Origin of the sequence: Hymenobacter nivis, assembly GCF_006439025.1 — a bacterium.
Lineage (GTDB): Bacteria > Bacteroidota > Bacteroidia > Cytophagales > Hymenobacteraceae > Hymenobacter > Hymenobacter nivis_A.
The window spans coordinates 14646-27110 of the sequence record NZ_RCYZ01000006.1; the positions used below are offsets into that span (position 1 = coordinate 14646).

Consider the following 12465-nt stretch of genomic DNA (forward strand, 5'->3'; position numbering starts at 1 on the left):
ACCTGAGCCCCGGCGTAAGCCCGGGTATGCGCGTCATCCTTCGTACTGCTGTGGGCCAGGGCCCTGCCCAGGTAATGGCGGGCTTCACCCGCGAGCTGTTTTTGGCGCTGGCCCCGCCGTTTCCGAAGCTGAAGCTGGTGCGCTACGACGGCAGCCGCACCGGCGACGTGGTGGAAATTGAGCTGAACACGGGCATCAAAAAGCTGCCCTGGACGTCCCTCATCACCGACGACGGCGTGCGGCCCGACGGCACCCACTACTTCGTGGACGAGGGCCAGCGGCTGCCCCCGCCGCTGCGCTACTGGAAGCATCGCCACCTTATCGAGCCGGGGCCCCGGGGCGGCAGCATCATTGTGGACAACCTGGAGTACCGCACCGCTTTTAGGGCCCTGGACGTGCTGATTTACCCGGCCATGTGGGCGCAGTTTGCCTGGCGCAAGCCCATTTACCGGCGCTGGTTCCGGTAGGGCGTACCTTTGCGGGCCTATGAGCTACCCGACTTCGCCCGCCACCCTCGTCCTCAAAAACGGAAAAGACCACTCCTTGCGCCGCCGCCACCCCTGGGTTTTCTCGGGGGCCATTGCCCGCCTCAAGGGCGAGGCGGGCGAAGGCGACGCCGTGCGCGTGGAAGCTGCCGACGGCGAGCTGCTGGGCGTGGGCCACTTTTCGGGCGGCGGCTCCATCGCCGTGCGCATGCTCGATTTCGGTGCCGAAGCTGAGTTGCCGACGCCCGATTTCTGGGTGCGGAAGCTGGGCAATGCTTACCAGTTGCGCCAGCGCCTGGCCCTCACCGGCGCGGCCGATACCAACGTGTTCCGCCTAGTGCACGCCGAGGGCGACGGCCTGCCCGGCCTCATCATCGACGTGTACGGCGACGTGGCCGTGGTGCAGGCGCACAGCGTGGGTATGTACCGTGCTCGCCCCGAAATTGCTGATGCCCTGCGCGTTGTGTTCGGCGATAAGCTGCGCGCCATCTTCGATAAAAGCGCCGAAACCGTGCCCGGCAACGCCGTGCCGGATGCGAAAAACGGCTACCTGTTCGGCGAAAGCACCGGCACCGAGCACCTCGTGACCGAGAACGGCCACCAGTTTGCCATCGATTGGGAGACGGGCCAAAAAACTGGCTTTTTCATCGACCAGCGCGACAACCGGGCCCTGCTGGCGCGCTACGCCGCCGGCCGCCGCGTGCTGAACACGTTCTGTTACACGGGTGGCTTCTCGGTGTACGCGCTGGCCGCCGGGGCTGAGGTGGTGCACTCCGTCGATTCGAGCAAGAAAGCCATTGCCCTCACCGAGCGCAACGCCGCCTTGGCGCCCCACGCCGACCGACACGCCGCCTACGCCGACGACGTGCTTGGCTTCCTCAAAAACCACCCCGCCGAGTACGACCTGCTCGTGCTCGACCCGCCCGCTTTCGCCAAGCATATGGGGGCCCGGCACGCCGCCCTCATGGGCTACAAGCGCCTCAACGCCTCGGGCATTGCGCACCTGGCGCCGGGCGGGTTGCTCTTCACGTTCAGCTGCTCGCAAGTGGTTAGCCCCGAGCTGTTTGAGGGCGCTGTGCTGGCCGCTGCCATTGAGGCCGGCCGCCCCGCCCGCATCCTGCACCGCCTCACCCAGCCCGCCGACCACCCCGTGAGCCTCTTCCACCCCGAAGGCGCGTACCTGAAAGGACTGGTGCTGGCCGTAGAATAGCCGAATGAAACGGAGCGACCCGCGGGCCGCGCAACAAAACCCAGGGCCCTCGCTCTTCGCACTCAGCGAGAGCAGAGGGCCCTGGTTTTTTACAGCGCCGCCACCACCGGCCGGATGGGGGTGGGGCGGCGGTTGTCGTCCACGGCGACGAAGGTGAACGAGCCGGTGACGGCCAGCAGGCGCTCCTCGGAATACATCTGCTCGACGTAGAGCTCGACGCGCACTTGCAGGCTAGTATTGCCCACGCGCACCACGTTGCCGATGAGCTCGACCAGCGTGCCGCCGGGAATGGGGTGGGTGAAATCGACCCGGTCGGACGAAACGGTGACCATTTTGAGGCGCGAGAAGCGGGTGGCCGTTATAAAGGCCACTTCGTCCATCATATGCAGCGTGGCTCCGCCAAAGAGCGTGTCGTAGTGATTGGTGGTGCCGGGGAAAACGGCTTTGAAGATGCGCGTTTCGGCGCGGGCAATCTGGTCGGCGAGGGCTTGCATGAAGCTGAGCATGAGGTGGAAAAGCGGCGGGCGCTGGCCCGTTTTCTTGCTTCCTTGCCCAGTGGTGCGCGTGCCCAGGCGCGGCCGCGCCGGCCCCGGCTGCCGGGGTGCGGAAGCCGGCGTGCCGGCGGTGCCAAACCTGATGCGGGGCCCCAAAACGCGAGGGAAGCATCAAATGGCGGCCGGCAGGTCTCCTGACTTTGTGCCGCCGGCGCCCTTCCTTCTCAGCCGCCCGGGGGCTGGCCAATGGAAAACTAGGGGCCCCGGCCGGGGTGGCACTTACAGTAGCGCGTCTGTTCGGGAGTTGCACCCGATTCCCTTTTCATTCCGGCCCGAAGGCCCGAAACCGGCCGCTGGTTGATTTAGAAAAATCGAAGCAGCGGTAACCTGCCGCGAAGGTAACCCGCATTTTCAGGCCCGGGGCCCAAACTTTTACCCCCGGGCCCGCGGTTGGCAAGGCAGTGAAGACACAACAGAAAAACCGAGCGCCCGTGCGGCAGCCCGTGGCCGTGATTGGCGCGGGGGTGGCGGGGCTAGCCGCGGCCGCACGCCTGGCCGTGGCGGGGCACGCCGTCACGGTGTTCGAGGCGGGGCCCTCGTTTGGCGGCAAAATGCACCAGTTTGAGCTGCCCGGCGGCTACCGCTTCGACGCGGGCCCCTCGCTCTTCACCCTGCCGCAGCTGGTGGACGACGTGTTCCGCCTGGCCCACCGCGCGCCGGCCGATTACTTCCGCTACGAGCGACTAGACCCGATTACCAACTACTTCTTCGCCGACGGCACGCGCCTGGCGGCCTGGGCCGAAGCGGGCCAGTTTGCCGCCGAGGTGGAGGAGAAGCTGGGGGCCCCGGCGGCGGCCGTCACGCAGTTTCTGGCGCGCAGCGGCCGGGCGTACGACGCCACGGCGGGCACGTTTTTACACAAGTCGCTGCACAAGGCGGGCACCTACTTCAGCCCCGAAACGCTGAAGGCCGTGGGGGCCCTGCCGGCGCTGGGCCTGCTTGGCACCATGCACCAGCGCCACGCCAAGGCCTTCGCCGACCCGCGCCTGGTGCAGCTCTTCGACCGCTACGCCACCTACAACGGCTCCGACCCCTACCAAGCCCCCGCCACGCTGAGCATGATTCCGCACCTCGAGCACGGCATCGGCGCGTTTTACCCGGTGGGCGGCATCTACGCCATTGCCGAAAGCCTGCACCGCTTGGCTGAGGAATTTGGGGTAAAATTTCGGTTCAACGAGCCGGTGGAGGAAATTCTCGTGGCCGACAAGCACGTCACGGGCCTGCGCACGGCGCAGGACGTGTACGATTTCGGCCAGGTGGTGAGCAACATGGACGTGGTGCCCACCTACCGCCGCCTGCTGCCCACCCAGCCCGCGCCCGAGCGCACGCTGGCCCAGCCGCGCTCCTCCTCGGCGCTGATTTTCTACTGGGGTATCGCCCGGGAGTTTCCCGAGCTGGACTTGCACAACATCTTCTTTTCCAGCGATTACCAGCAGGAATTTAAGGCCATTTTCGAAGGCAAAACCGTGGGCGACGACGTGACGGTGTACGTCAACGTCACATCCAAAAAGACGCCTGCCGACGCCCCGGCCGGCCACGAAAACTGGTTTGTGATGGTGAATGTGCCCCACGACGAAGGCCAGGACTGGGACGCCCTCACCCAAAAAACGCGCCGCCTCGTGCTCACTCGCTTGTCGGGGGCCCTGGGCGTGGCCATCGAGCCGCTCATAAAAGCCGAAAAAATTTGGACGCCGCCCGGCATTGCCGCCGACACGTCGTCGTTCGGCGGAGCCCTGTACGGCAGCTCCAGCAACAACCCGCTGGCGGCCTTCCTGCGCCACCCCAACTTCTCGGGCCGCCTCAGCGGCCTGTACTTCTGCGGCGGCTCGGTGCACCCCGGCGGCGGCATCCCGCTGTGCCTGCTCTCGGCCAAAATTGTGGCGGAGCTGATCGGCTGAGGTTCCGACGGTTAGGTAAAACACAAAGGGTTATTCAACACAAAAGGGGCCCCGCGCTACGTAGCGCGGGGCCCCTTTTTCGCTTTTAAGCCGCAACATTAGTCGTAGGCCGGCTTATCAATGTTGGGTTTGTCGTGGCCGCGGTTGGGGTGGGTGATGCCGGCGTCCAGGGCATCCTGTTCCAACTGGTCTTCCTTGGCTTCGCTGAAATCATCCACCGGCAGCGCGTCGGCCTTGTGGTGGCCTTCGAGGTTACGCTTGTCGGGGTTCTCGCTGTCCTTCTGGTTGTTGTGGTGGGTAGGCATGGCAGAAGTGAGTTAGGTGGGAGAAGTTAATTGTCGGTTGTTAGTTGCTCGTTTTCAGTTAGTAATTGTCCATCAGAACGAACCAACAACTGACAACGAGCAGCTGACAACTAAGAAAAGCTACTGGTCGATGGCCGTGTCGGAGGCGTTGAAGTCGGTCAGCTCAGCGTTGGTATCGGTGCCGGTGATGGGCTTGAGGGGCTTGGGCTCCATCTCGCCCATGCCCACGTTCGACTTGGGGTTTTCCATCTCGTCGGGGCCCTTGCGGCGGTCGTCGGCGTCGAGCTCGTCCACGGGGCCCCCGGCGTTGTGCACGGCCACCAGGTCGGGGTCGTCGTCGTAGGTGGCGCGGGCGGGCAGGTCCTGGTTGGCGCGGTCGGCGCGGCCCTCGTCGTCCGAGCGCATGTTGTCGGCGGGGGGCGCCATGTCGTCGGCGTTCTCGTTCACGCCCAGGGCCGTCGAGCCGCCAGCCGTGTCGGAGCCGAAGCCCTGCTTGCCGTCGCGGTTGCCGAAGCCCCCGCGGGCGGCCTCGTTCTTGGGCGGGTCGGCGTTGGGAATGTGGTGGCCGGCGCGCATTTCCTCGTCGGTGGTGTCGTCGTTGATGACGCGTATGGGGCGGTTGTTCGGGTCGACGGGCATAGCGATTAGGGTTAAAGTTGAAAGCAACGGGTGGGAGTAGGGTGTACTACGGTTGGGGCCTTTGGGTTGTAGGGCCCCCAACTTGGGGCCCGCCCGTACCTTTGCTTTATGCCCGACGCCCCCGCCCTCACCCTCGTCCCCACGCCCATCGGCAACCTTGAGGACATCACCCTGCGGGCCATCCGCGTGCTGGGCGAAGCCGACCTGGTGCTGGCCGAAGACACCCGCGTGAGCGGCCGCCTGCTCCAGCACCTGGGCCTGAAAAAACCGCTCCTCAGCTACCACCTCCACAACGAACACCAGCAGGTGCCGCGCCTGCTGGAGCGCCTCGAAAAAGGCGAAAAGATGGCCTTGGTGAGCGACGCCGGCACGCCCGGCATCTCCGACCCCGGCTTCCTGCTGGTGCGCGAGTGCCTGGCCCGCGGCCTGGCCGTGGAGTGCCTGCCGGGGCCCACCGCCCTGGTGCCGGCCCTGCTCAAGTCGGGCTTCGGGGCCGAGCGGTTCACCTTCGAGGGGTTTCTGCCCGTCAAGAAAGGCCGCCAAACCCGCCTGCTGGAGCTGGTGCCCGAGCCCCGGACGATGATTTTTTACGAGTCGCCGCACCGCTTGGTGAAAACCCTGGGGCAGCTGGCCGAAGTGCTGGGGGCCCAGCGCCCAGCCTCCGTCAGCCGCGAGCTCACCAAGCTGTTTGAGGAAACCGTGACCGGCACGCTCGCCAGCCTGGCCGCCGATTTTGGGGCCCGGGCCGCCATCAAGGGCGAAATTGTGCTGGTGGTGGCCGGCAACCCCACCCCGCCGGCCCGCCCCGGCAAAGCCAGCCGCTACGCCCGCGGCGAGGAAGACGAAGTAGACGATTCCCTTGGAAACGAAGCGAATAACCCCAACGAATTTGGCCCCGACGATTTTGAATCCGACGAGTTTGGCGAAGACTAGCCCCGGGGCCCACCCCGCCGTGCTGGCCGTACTGGGCGCCGCCCTGCTCTGGACCGGCTGGTCCACCAGCGCCACCCTCTGGCCCCTGGGCCTGTTTGTGGGCTGGGTGCCCTACCTGCTCATGGAGCGCCGCTTCACGCAGCAGGGAGCCCGCAAGGGCCGCGTGTTTGCCGGCACTTACCTGTTTGTGCTGCTCTGGAACGCCAGCACCACCTGGTGGGTGAGCTACGCCGACCTGGCCGCCGGCATCGCCGCCGTGGTGCTGAACGCGCTGCTCATGTGCCTGCCGCTCATGGCCTTCCGCCAAACCAAGAAGCGCCTGGGGCCCCTGGTTGGCTACCTCACGCTGCCCGTGTACTGGATTGCCTTCGAGCAGCTGCACCTGCGTTGGGACATTACCTGGCCCTGGCTCACGCTGGGCAACGGCTTTGCCGCCGTGCCGCAGTGGGTGCAGTGGTACGAGTACACCGGCTTCCTCGGCGGCTCGGTGTGGGTGTGGGTGGTGAACTTGCTGATTTTCTTTGCGATAGTTGACGGGCAGTTAAAAGTTAAAAGCGAAGAGCTAAAAGGCGGCGGGGAGTTGCTGGCCCAGGGCCCCAAGGCCGATTCTTTAACTTTTAACCCAAAACTTTTAATGCCCCTGCTGGCCGTTGCGCTGCCGCTGCTGGCCTCCTTCGCCATCGGGGCCACCTACCAGGAGCAGGGCCCCGGGGCCGAAGTGGTGGTGGTGCAGCCCAACGTGGACCCCTACACCGAGAAGTTCGCGGGGGCCGCCAATTTCGTTTCCTACGACGAACAGCTCACGCGGCTCCTGACGCTCAGCACCCAGCAGCTCACGCCCCGCACCCGGCTCGTGCTCTGGCCCGAAACCAGCCTGCAAGGCCACTACCAGGAAAAAACCGTTGACCTGGACCCCCGCATCCAGCGCATCCGGGCCTGGCTGGGGCAGCACCCGGGCGTGGCCCTCATCACGGGCATGACCAGCATCGTGACCTACCCGAGCAAGGAAGCAGCCAGTGAAACAGCCGTTTACCGCGACGACCTCGGCTACTACGACGTGTGCAACACGGCCGCCTACCTCGCCGGGCCCGCCGCGCCGATGCAGTTCTACCACAAGGAGCGGCTGGTGCCGGGCGTCGAGAAAGTGCCGACGTTTCTCACCGCCCTCATCAGCCACATCGACCTGGGTGGCTACGTGGGCAGCTACGGCACGGTGCCCGAAACCAAGCTGTTCCGCGTGTCCGGCGCCCCCGCTTTGGTGGTGCGGCCGCTGGTGTGCTACGAGTCCATCTACGGCGATTTCACGGCCCAATACGTGCGCGACGGGGCCAACCTACTGGGCCTGGTCACCAACGACGCCTGGTGGTACGACACGCCCGGCTACCGCCAGCTGCTGCGCCTGGGGGCCCTGCGCGCCATCGAAACCCGCCGCGACCTGGCCCGCGCCGCCAACACCGGCTTCACCGGCTTCATCAACCAGAAGGGCGAATTGGCCCAGCTGGCCCCCACCTGGGTGCCCGCCGCCAGCCGCGCCACGGTGCACCTGAACGATAAAATGACCTTTTACACCCGCGTGGGCGAGTACATCGGCCGCGGCTGCCAGGCCCTGGCCCTGCTGCTGCTCGGCTGGGTCATCGTCCGCGCCGTGGCCGATTCCAAAAGCCAACCGCAGCCGCGCCGCGCGGAACCCGTTAAAGCATCTTAAAATCCCTGGTTTTTTCCAATGACCGATTACCTCGCCCTTTCGCACCAAGTAGCCGCGCTTTGCCGCGAAACTGCCCAGTTCATCCTGCACGAAGCCAAAACCTTCGACCCCAACAAGATCGAGAACAAGGGCTTGCACGACATGGTGAGCTACGTGGACCAGGAGGCCGAGCGCCGACTGGTGGCCGGGCTGCGCGAAATCCTGCCCGCCGCCGGCTTCATCACCGAGGAAGGCACCGCCGGGGCCCCCGACGAAACCCAAGAGTTCACCTGGATCATCGACCCGCTCGACGGCACCACCAACTTCATCCACTCGCTGCCGGTGTTTGCCGTGAGCGTGGCCCTGCTCCACGGCCCCGAGCTGGTGGCGGGCGTGGTGCACGAGGCCAACCGCGACGAGAGCTTCCGCGCCGCCAAGGGCCACGGTGCCTTCTGCAACGAAAACCAAATCCACGTAACCGGGGCCCCCAAACTGGCCAACTCGCTCATCGCCACCGGCTTCCCCTACACCAAATTTGCCCAGCTCGACAAGTACCTGCAGGTGCTGGGCAGCTTCATGCAGCGCACCCACGGCCTGCGCCGCATGGGCTCGGCCGCTACCGACCTGGCCTACGTGGCCGCCGGCCGCATGGACGGCTACTTCGAGTTCAACATCAACTCCTACGACGTGGCCGCGGGCCTGCTGCTGGTCACCGAAGCCGGCGGCCGCGTCACCCAGTTCCTCGAAGACGGCGACCCGCTCTTCGGCCGCGAAGTGGTGGCCAGCAACGGCCACCTGCACGACGAGATGCAGGCCACGATTCGGGAGTTTTGGGCGTAGTTAGGGCCCCAGTGGGGCCCCGCAATGTGCTCCCAGGCTTTGTACGCTGCCCTTCTGGTGAGCTGATAACCAGGGGTGTGGTTTGAAACATTAACTCATAACCAGCGCTATGTCAATTACTTCGGAAGTAGAGTTAGCCGGGCTCCAGAAAATCAGCGAGGCCGTGGGCACCGTGCTGCGGCAGATGCGGGCCTACGCCGCCCCGGGCATGAGCACCTACGAGCTGGACGAGTACGGGGGCGGCCTGCTGGCGGCCTGGGGGGCCAAATCCGCTCCCCGGCTCACCTACAACTTCCCCGGCTGGACGTGCATCAGCGTGAACCAGGAAGCGGCCCACGGCATCCCGTCGCGCCGGCGCTTGCTGCAAGCAGGCGACCTGCTCAACATCGACGTGTCGGCCGAACTCGGCGGCTACTGGGCCGACAACGGCGGCTCGTTTGTGCTGGGGCCCGACGTGCACCGCCACCAGCCGCTGGTCGATGCCTCGCGGCAGATATTGCGCACCGCGCTCCAGCACATCCAAGGCGGCGTCCGCATCAGCGAGGTGGGGGGGCTCATCGAGGCGGAAGCCAAGAAAAGGGGCTTCAGCGTTATCAAAAACCTGGTGGGCCACGGCATCGGCCGCAGCCTGCACGAGGAGCCCAAGGAAATCCCCTGCTTCCACGACCGCTTCAATACCAAGCGGTTCCGCAAACACTCGGTCGTGGCGGTGGAAACGTTTATCTCCACCCGCGCCACCTACGTGCACGAGCAAAGCGACGGGTGGACGATGAAGGCCAAGGACGGCAGCTTTGTGGCCCAGCACGAGCACACCATCGTAGTCACGGACGGCGCGCCCCTGATCCTAACCGCTAGCAACGGCATCTGGGACTGAGTGTTACCTGTTGTAAGCCAGTCTGTAAGGCAGGAGCTGCCCGCTGAATCCAGTTGGTTTTTGCGACTAGCTCCCACCCCCGCCACCCCCGTCCCCAACGCAGCCTGGGGCCCCGGCGCAAACTTTTGCTGGGGCCCCGGCGTTTTCAAACCGCTATGCTAGTTCAATATATCCTCGTGGCCGCCATTGTGCTGGGGGCCCTGTTTTTCCTGGGCCGCCGGGCTTGGCGGGCCTTCTTCTCGAAAGAACAGGTGGGCTGCGCCAAGGGCTGCGGGGCTTGCGGTGGCATTGATGTGGACCGCCTGGAGCGCACCATCGCGGCCCGCGCCGGGCGCTGAGGCCGGGCCCCAACGATTTAGGGGCCCCGGGGCAACCCCGGGCGGCCCGGGGGCCGTATAGCCGGGTAGCCGCTGCCCTTCCGGCGGGGCTTTCCCTTACCCCTCATGCCCCGCGCCATGCAAGACAAAGAAGAAGAACGCTCGCTCGTCAACGTTGAAAAAAAGTTGAGCAAAGATGGTTACGACCAGGACTTTACGGTGAGTGAAGGCCGCTTGCACACCATGGATTCGAGCACTACGAAGACCTACGCCCCCGATGAAGTAACCATCGTGGACTTTTACCGCTTCGAAGGCGAAAGCAACCCCGACGACACGTCCATTCTCTACGCCATCGAGGCCAACGACGGCGTGAAAGGCACCATCTCGTCGGCCTACGGCGTGTACGCCGACACCGACACCGACGACTTCCTCAAAAAAGTAGAAGACCTAGGTAAAAACCTGACCAAGAAGGATAAATAAGCTGCTTCGGCAAGCTGAACGCTAACAGAAACGGCCCGCCGCACCAAGTGCAGCGGGCCGTTTTGGCGCTTAGGGCCCCGGGCTACTTCTTCGTAATTGTAAACTCCACCCGGCGGTTGAGGGCGCGGGTTTCTTCCTGGTCGTTGCTCGCCACGGGCTTTTCGCCGCCGTAGCCCTCGGTGGTGATGCGCGAGGGCGTGATGCCCTTGCTGATGATGTACTTCTTCACCTCGTTCACCCGGTCGAGGCTCAGCTTGAGGTTAAGGGCGGGGTCGCCCTGGTTGTCGGTGTGGCCGCCGATTTTGATTTCCACCGTGGGGTAGTCGCGCATGATGCGCACGAGGCGGGCCAGCTCGGGGTAGGAGTTGGTGCGCAGGTAGTATTTGCTCTGCTGGAAGAAAATGTTGTTGAGCTTCACCGTCTGGCCCACCGCGAAGGGCACCATGAACAGGTCCTGGGTTTGCTCCGAGTACTTGTCGCGGGCCGTCACGTCGAGGTTGGCGTTTTCGGCGATGTAGTTGGCGGCCTCGGCGCGGTAGCCGTACTGCACGCCGCTGGGCAGCACAATGGTGTAGGAGCCGTCGGCGGGGTCGGTTTCGGCGGTGCCGATTTCCTCGCCCGTCAGCAGGTTTTCGTAGTGAATGACGGCCTTAATGGGCTTCTTGGTGGCGGCGTCGAGCACCTGGCCGCGCACCAGCGTCACGGCCTCGGGCTTGAAGGCGGGGGCCAGGGCCACGCGGAAAATGTCCTTCGAGCCGCCCATGCCGTTGCGCGCCGATACCAAGTAAGCATCGTCGCCGGCCGCCGACACGGTGTAGTAGGCGTCGAAATCGGGCGAGTTCACCACGCTGCCCAGGTTGCGGGGCGGGCTCCAGTTCGTCCAGGTATCGTCGAGACGCTTAGAATAGAAAATATCGGACTTGCCGTAGCCGCCGCGGCCCTCGCTGGCGAAGTACAGCGTCTTCTCATCGGGGGCTAGGAAGGGGGCGAAGTCGGCTTTCTTGGTGTTCACGTTGGGCCCCAGGTTGCGGGGGCGCGTCCACGTCACGGGCTGGCCGGGGGGGCTGGGCTTCTGGAAGCTCACGTACAGGTCTTGCTCGCCCAGGCCGTCGGTGCGCTCCACGGCCATGAGCAGGGCCTTGCCCGAGGTAGAGAGAAAGTAGTCGGCGTGCTCGTCGTCGTTGTTGTAGAAGTCCTCAATGGTCACATCGGCCGGCTGCGACCAGCCGCCCGGGCGGTGCTCCGACGTGCTGGGGCCCTTGGGAATCAGGCCCTCCGGCGTGTAGTGGCCCAGTAGCAGCAGGCGCTGCCCATTGGCCGACACCGAGGCCAGGCCGTTGGGGAAGCCGGCGGTGTTCACGGGGCCGCCCATGTTTTTGGCGGGGCCCCAGGCCTTGGCGCTGGCGCTTTGCAGGGTCGAGTACCACACGTCCTGCGGGTCCGTTTTGCCGCCGATGTTGCCTGGGTGGTTCTGGCGGGCAAAGTACAGGGTGCGGCCATCGGGCGAAATCACAGGGTGCGTATCCACCGAGGAGCTGTTCACAGAGGGCCCCAGGTTCACGAGCGACGAGTCGAAGCGGGCCACGCCGGCCGCGTCGGCGTCGGGGGCCTTGAAGTCCTTCTTCACCATCGTCTGCGTCACGTCGGCCACGCCGATGGCGTCGAGCTGGTTCACGCCCTCCACCTTGGCCGTGTTCAGGTGTACCACCGCCCCGATGGTGCGATAGGCGGGCTTGGCCGGGGCAATTTTCACCTCCAGCGTGCGGTACGAGTCGGGCAGGGGCCCCGGGTTGTCGTTGGTGTACACATCGTGGTGCACGCCTTTGGTATCAATGAGCTCGATCTTGGTCACGGAGCCGGGGTTGAAGTTCTCGACCACCGTAATCTGCTGGGCCAGCACCGAGCGGGCAAAGCGCACTTCGATGAACTCGTCGCGGCCTTCCTTCTTCGGAATCCAAGCCTTGTCGTTAATCTGGCCCAGCGGCAGAGCATTGGGGGCCCCCAGTACCTGCTCGGGCGAAAATGCTTCCTTACCCGCTGCTTTCTGCGACGATACCGCCGTCACCTTGCTGGCCCACAGCGCGTGCTGGGCGCGCGCAGCCGGGGCCCCTAGCCCCAGGGCAGCTACCAGGGCAAAAGAAAAAACGGGAATTTTCATAGAGGTTAGGCGAATAATACCGCCGCGGGCATAAAAGCGCGCAACAAAGGCGAACAGAACAGATAGGACACGTTTTAGCCTTGCTAAA

13 protein-coding genes and 1 riboswitch are annotated in these 12465 nt (G+C 65.0%); of the genes, 9 read left to right on the forward strand and 4 right to left on the reverse strand.

What is annotated here, in order from left to right:
• The first annotated feature begins 26 nt into the window (after positions 1-26).
• Together EAH73_RS14505 and EAH73_RS14510 are read left to right on the forward strand one after the other, a co-directional pair.
• The gene (locus EAH73_RS14505; RefSeq protein ID WP_140467781.1) at positions 27-467 is read left to right on the forward strand and encodes an SRPBCC family protein; all 441 of its coding nucleotides are present in this window, start codon (positions 27-29) and stop codon (positions 465-467) included.
• Positions 468-486: 19 nt separating this feature from the next.
• Positions 487-1695: a class I SAM-dependent rRNA methyltransferase gene (locus EAH73_RS14510; protein WP_140467783.1), complete on the forward strand. Its 1209-nt coding sequence runs from the start codon at positions 487-489 to the stop codon at positions 1693-1695.
• Positions 1696-1784: 89 nt separating this feature from the next.
• On the opposite strand, the gene EAH73_RS14515 is transcribed toward EAH73_RS14510, so the two are convergent.
• Positions 1785-2189 (reverse strand): acyl-CoA thioesterase, encoded by a 405-nt coding sequence (locus EAH73_RS14515; protein WP_140468281.1) that lies wholly within the window; start codon positions 2187-2189, stop codon positions 1785-1787.
• 166 nt (positions 2190-2355) lie between these two features.
• A riboswitch (cobalamin riboswitch) is annotated at positions 2356-2555 on the reverse strand.
• A gap of 95 nt (positions 2556-2650) precedes the next feature.
• Between EAH73_RS14515 and crtD the strand changes: the two genes are divergently transcribed.
• Entirely contained in the window at positions 2651-4147 is a 1497-nt protein-coding gene (gene crtD / locus EAH73_RS14520) for a 1-hydroxycarotenoid 3,4-desaturase CrtD (protein WP_240047263.1), read from the forward strand.
• A gap of 98 nt (positions 4148-4245) precedes the next feature.
• On the opposite strand, the gene EAH73_RS14525 is transcribed toward crtD, so the two are convergent.
• A complete protein-coding gene (locus tag EAH73_RS14525) occupies positions 4246-4452 on the reverse strand; it encodes a hypothetical protein (protein ID WP_140467785.1) in 207 nt (68 codons plus the stop codon).
• 120 nt (positions 4453-4572) lie between these two features.
• On the reverse strand, positions 4573-5091 hold the full coding sequence (locus tag EAH73_RS14530; protein WP_140467787.1) for a hypothetical protein: 519 nt from the start codon (positions 5089-5091) through the stop codon (positions 4573-4575).
• 108 nt (positions 5092-5199) lie between these two features.
• On the opposite strand from EAH73_RS14530, the gene rsmI reads away from it, so the two are divergent.
• From rsmI to EAH73_RS14560, 6 genes are all read left to right on the forward strand, one after another.
• Positions 5200-6024, forward strand: a complete 825-nt coding sequence (gene rsmI, locus EAH73_RS14535; RefSeq protein ID WP_140467788.1) for a 16S rRNA (cytidine(1402)-2'-O)-methyltransferase — start codon at positions 5200-5202, stop codon at positions 6022-6024.
• A complete protein-coding gene (gene lnt / locus EAH73_RS14540) occupies positions 6011-7729 on the forward strand; it encodes an apolipoprotein N-acyltransferase (RefSeq protein ID WP_140467790.1) in 1719 nt (572 codons plus the stop codon). Before rsmI ends, lnt begins: the two co-directional genes overlap by 14 nt.
• A gap of 18 nt (positions 7730-7747) precedes the next feature.
• Positions 7748-8548: an inositol monophosphatase family protein gene (locus tag EAH73_RS14545; RefSeq protein WP_140467792.1), complete on the forward strand. Its 801-nt coding sequence runs from the start codon at positions 7748-7750 to the stop codon at positions 8546-8548.
• A 109-nt stretch (positions 8549-8657) separates the two neighbouring features.
• A complete protein-coding gene (gene map / locus EAH73_RS14550; protein WP_140467794.1) occupies positions 8658-9422 on the forward strand; it encodes a type I methionyl aminopeptidase in 765 nt (254 codons plus the stop codon).
• Positions 9423-9577: 155 nt separating this feature from the next.
• A complete protein-coding gene (locus tag EAH73_RS14555) occupies positions 9578-9760 on the forward strand; it encodes a FeoB-associated Cys-rich membrane protein (RefSeq protein WP_068237441.1) in 183 nt (60 codons plus the stop codon).
• Positions 9761-9877: 117 nt separating this feature from the next.
• A complete protein-coding gene (locus EAH73_RS14560; protein ID WP_140467796.1) occupies positions 9878-10219 on the forward strand; it encodes a hypothetical protein in 342 nt (113 codons plus the stop codon).
• An 82-nt stretch (positions 10220-10301) separates the two neighbouring features.
• Here the strand turns inward: EAH73_RS14560 and EAH73_RS14565 are convergent, their stop codons facing one another.
• Entirely contained in the window at positions 10302-12377 is a 2076-nt protein-coding gene (locus tag EAH73_RS14565) for an OmpA family protein (protein WP_140467798.1), read from the reverse strand.
• Positions 12378-12465: the final 88 nt, after the last annotated feature.

Bases quoted from the DNA above. Each gene is read 5' to 3' on its own strand.
- EAH73_RS14505 (WP_140467781.1), top strand. From the start codon at position 27: ATGCGCGTCATCCTTCGTACTGCTGTGGGCCAGGGCCCTGCCCAGGTA.
- EAH73_RS14510 (WP_140467783.1), top strand. From the start codon at position 487: ATGAGCTACCCGACTTCGCCCGCCACCCTCGTCCTCAAAAACGGAAAA.
- EAH73_RS14515 (WP_140468281.1), bottom strand. From the start codon at position 2,189: ATGCAAGCCCTCGCCGACCAGATTGCCCGCGCCGAAACGCGCATCTTC.
- EAH73_RS14525 (WP_140467785.1), bottom strand. From the start codon at position 4,452: ATGCCTACCCACCACAACAACCAGAAGGACAGCGAGAACCCCGACAAG.
- EAH73_RS14530 (WP_140467787.1), bottom strand. From the start codon at position 5,091: ATGCCCGTCGACCCGAACAACCGCCCCATACGCGTCATCAACGACGAC.
- rsmI (WP_140467788.1), top strand. From the start codon at position 5,200: ATGCCCGACGCCCCCGCCCTCACCCTCGTCCCCACGCCCATCGGCAAC.
- EAH73_RS14545 (WP_140467792.1), top strand. From the start codon at position 7,748: ATGACCGATTACCTCGCCCTTTCGCACCAAGTAGCCGCGCTTTGCCGC.
- map (WP_140467794.1), top strand. From the start codon at position 8,658: ATGTCAATTACTTCGGAAGTAGAGTTAGCCGGGCTCCAGAAAATCAGC.
- EAH73_RS14555 (WP_068237441.1), top strand. From the start codon at position 9,578: ATGCTAGTTCAATATATCCTCGTGGCCGCCATTGTGCTGGGGGCCCTG.
- EAH73_RS14560 (WP_140467796.1), top strand. From the start codon at position 9,878: ATGCAAGACAAAGAAGAAGAACGCTCGCTCGTCAACGTTGAAAAAAAG.
- EAH73_RS14565 (WP_140467798.1), bottom strand. From the start codon at position 12,377: ATGAAAATTCCCGTTTTTTCTTTTGCCCTGGTAGCTGCCCTGGGGCTA.